General features: G+C 61.2%; 5 protein-coding genes. All 5 read left to right on the top strand.

Features of this window, described 5'->3' with window-relative positions:
- On the top strand, positions 1 to 726 hold a 726-nt coding region (locus VEK15_11040), incomplete at its 5' end, for a HEAT repeat domain-containing protein (protein HXV61220.1).
- A gap of 30 nt (positions 727 to 756) precedes the next feature.
- Complete coding sequence (locus VEK15_11035) at positions 757 to 1,089, top strand: hypothetical protein (protein ID HXV61219.1); 333 nt, start codon at positions 757 to 759, stop codon at positions 1,087 to 1,089.
- Positions 1,068 to 2,300: a glycosyltransferase family 4 protein gene (locus tag VEK15_11030; GenBank protein HXV61218.1), complete on the top strand. Its 1,233-nt coding sequence runs from the start codon at positions 1,068 to 1,070 to the stop codon at positions 2,298 to 2,300. The genes VEK15_11035 and VEK15_11030 overlap by 22 nt, the downstream gene beginning before the upstream one ends.
- 198 nt (positions 2,301 to 2,498) lie before the next feature.
- A complete protein-coding gene (locus VEK15_11025) occupies positions 2,499 to 2,732 on the top strand; it encodes a type II toxin-antitoxin system Phd/YefM family antitoxin (protein ID HXV61217.1) in 234 nt (77 codons plus the stop codon).
- Entirely contained in the window at positions 2,729 to 3,139 is a 411-nt protein-coding gene (locus tag VEK15_11020) for a type II toxin-antitoxin system VapC family toxin (protein HXV61216.1), read from the top strand. The genes VEK15_11025 and VEK15_11020 overlap by 4 nt, the downstream gene beginning before the upstream one ends.
- Positions 3,140 to 3,368 lie beyond the last annotated feature (229 nt).

Raw genomic sequence — 3,368 nt, 5'->3', positions numbered from 1 at the left:
GCCGCAGCTGCGCTATGCGACGCGGGAGAGGCCGGGTACTTCGAAATGCTCCATGTCGCTCTGGATCACCCGGATGAACGGGCACGCTACGCCGCAATTCGTGCTCTAAAAGGAGCTGAAACCTGCGCGATCCGGCCACTCGCACTCAACGCACTAACGGATGCTAGCGAACGAGTGAGCTCGGCAGCAATTGACGCATTTGCTCTCATTGCGAATCAACAGGATCTGCCGGTGTTGCGAGCCGCGCTCGCGAGTCCCTACGAGTCTGTTCGATTGATGGCCGCCGAGTCTTTGGCATCCTTTGGTGATTCTTCGTTTGTGACGACTGTGGAGAACGCGCTAACGAGCACCAACCCAGCCATCAGAAGAAGAGCGGCTCAGATTCTCGGAGAGTTCGGGAGTGTAAACCGCGCATTTTCGATTCTACCATTGCTTGCGGATTCAACGAGCGCTGTACAGCGGTCAGCTCTCGATGCGCTTGTGCGATTGAGGGACGAAGCTTCAGCCGAAGCCATCGAGGACCTCTTAACATCGGACCGTCGCGATATCATTCAGGCGGCCACAAATGCGCTCCTCTCGTTAAGGGGTGACGCGGCCCTTTCCGCCCTTTCAACAGCATTCGAGAGCGACAAAACTTACACTCGACTCTATGCCGCAGGAGCCATCCTCAAGCTCCAAAACAGCCCTGACACACAGGGGGAAATGGATCGGAAGCGTCCGAACTAAACCGTGTAGCGCCGCGGTCAATGAAGCGTCTTGCTTGGTCGACGGAACGAATCGAACACCGACAAAACGGACGTCGCCATCGGTTGCCACTCGGTCTACGGTGAGACGACGACGATGTCGCCAATCCCTCTGCTCGCGATCTTCGCCGAAGAGAATCCGTTCCTCGTCGCCTTGGGACTCCTTGGATGCGCCCTCGGCTTCGTCGGAATGCTCGGGCGCGAAGGCTCGCGACGCGGCGACTGCGTTCTGCTGCTTTCGGCTCTGTCTCTTTTCGTCGGCCTGTTCCTAACTCCGCTCCCTCCTGAAGGTGGAGAAGGTAGAGCGTTAAGGGTCATCGAGCTGTGGCGTTCCCATCTCCTTTGAAGCTCATTGCCGTCACACCGCTCCCCCCAGCGCCGACGGGCGTCGCCGACTACAGCGAGCTGCTTCTTACCGGGCTCGCGAGAGCGACGGATTGGAAGATCGAGGCGATCTCTCCCACGGTACGAAGGGACTTCGCATTCACCGTCACCGCCCCGGAGTCCTTCGTCCCTCCCGACGAGCGCGACGTTCTTTTCTATCACGTGGGAAACAGCCGGCACCACGACTTCGTCTATCCATTCCTGCTCCAACATCGCGGGGTCCTGGTGCTCCATGATCTCGCGCTTCATCATGCACGACTGATGTCCTATCTCGAGAGTCCCGAGGTGCGGGCCTATCGTGACGACCTCGCGGATCTCGAAAAACGGAGGCGGGCCCTCGCAAAGCTCGGCGAGTACCGGAAGGCATCCGCGGAGGCGTACGCCAAGAACGGAGAGACGATCGCAGAAATCGCTCTTCGCATGGGTGGAGGCCGGCTGCTCTACGACTATCCCCTGTTCGAAGATCTCGTACGGCGCAGCCGTCGCACGATCGTACACAGTGAGAGCGCCCGAGAAGAGGTCGTCGCGCGTTGCCCCGACGCCGATGTCCGCCGCGTCCGCATGGGCGTCCCGCTTCCCCAGCTCGTGTCCTCGGGCGAGGCGCGGCGTCGGCTCGGCCTCTCGCCATCCGCCGTACTTCTCACCTCTTTCGGTCTCGTGACCCCCGAGAAGCGCATCACCGCGGCGATCCGGGCGCTCGCCCGCATGCGGGCCGCCGGCATGGATGCCCATTATCTTCTCGTGGGCGACGGCGTCCCGCACTACGATCCGCTCGAGGAGGCTCAGGCGCTCGGCGTGGCCGAGCACGTGCGCCCCGCCGGCCGGGTCAGCGACGACGCGTTCACGCTCTACGCTTTCGCGTCGGATCTGTGCTTGAACCTCCGCTACCCCTCGGCGGGCGAGACCTCCGCTACCTTGTTGAGACTGCTCGGGTGCGGAAGACCCGTCGTCGTGACCAATCAGGTCCACGTCGGAGATTTGCCCCAGGACGTCGTCGCCCGGTCGGAGCTCGAGGGCGAGGAGGACGGCCTGTACTGCGACCTCATGGACTTGATTCGCTCCGAGCGAAGAAGAAGAGAGCTCGGCGAGAACGCGCGCCGCTTCGCCGAACGCGAGGCGAGCGTAGAGATCATGGTCGCCGACTATGTCGAAGCTCTCCAGTCAGCAGGGTGATGAAAACTCTGCCCACCCTGCGCGAGCCGGGCGTTCGGTCACCGTACGCCGCTGTGAAGAGGCTGAAGAAGACACTCAAAAACCGCCCGTGCTTGACTTGATCGAGCATCGTCCAAGGCAGCGCGTCTTCGTCGAGCGTATCGCGACGACATCGTGTCGTACTATCTTGACTTAGTCGTGGACTTAGTCTACCGTGCAATGGTGGCTGAAGTGAACGTCCACGAGGCGAAAACCCATCTTTCGCGGCTTCTCGCGCGCGTCGCGGCGGGAGAGGAAATCATCATCTCCAAAGCGGGCAAGCCGGTCGCGCGGCTCGTTCCGTTTCACGGAGCCGGGAAGAAACGCGTTCCAGGACAGGACCGCGGGAAGGTGTGGATCGCCGAGGACTTCGACGCCCCCCTCCCCGAGGAGATTCAGAAACTCTTCGAATGAAGGTTCTGATCGACACCCACTGCTGGCTGTGGTGGTTCGCTGAAGAGGAACGACTCAACGAGAGAGCGCGCCAGCTAATTGGAAACGGCGAGAACGTCGTCTACTTTTCGGCGGCAAGCTCCTGGGAGATAGCGATCAAGTGCTCGATGGGAAAATTGAAGCTTCCCGAATCGCCCGAGAGCTACGTGCCCGGGCGCCTGGCGTCTCAAGGAATGCGGGGAATGCCCGTCGAGCACGTTCACGCACTTCGCGTGGCGTCCCTCCCCAACCACCATCGGGATCCGTTCGACCGGCTACTGGTTGCCCAGGCGCAATCGGAAAGCCTGGCGGTTCTGACGGTGGACCCCCGGATCGCCCTGTACGACGTCGAGACCGTGTGGGCCGGGCAAGGATCACGACCGTGGTGACGACAGATCGGGGCGCTAATCGCGTCCAACACTCGAGGGACCTCGACGTCCGCCGAACGCGAGGTGAAGGGAAGACGTGATGGGTCGCTCGGATATGTGGAGCCTCTCGAGCTAGCAGGGTGATGAAAAGTCCACCGGCCTGATTCAGTGATGCATAACAGTTATGATGTTCATATGAGAACGACCATCTCTCTGGACGATCGACTCGCCGAGCAGGTTCGTCGTCGCG

Source organism: Vicinamibacteria bacterium (assembly GCA_035620555.1).
Taxonomy (GTDB): Bacteria; Acidobacteriota; Vicinamibacteria; order Marinacidobacterales; family SMYC01; genus DASPGQ01.
The sequence above is the reverse complement of the archived record's forward strand: the minus strand, read 5'-3'. Positions and strand labels throughout refer to the sequence as shown.

Excerpts from the sequence above, each read along its gene's own strand:
- VEK15_11025 (HXV61217.1), top strand. The coding sequence starts at position 2,499 with ATGGTGGCTGAAGTGAACGTCCACGAGGCGAAAACCCATCTTTCGCGG.
- VEK15_11020 (HXV61216.1), top strand. The coding sequence starts at position 2,729 with ATGAAGGTTCTGATCGACACCCACTGCTGGCTGTGGTGGTTCGCTGAA.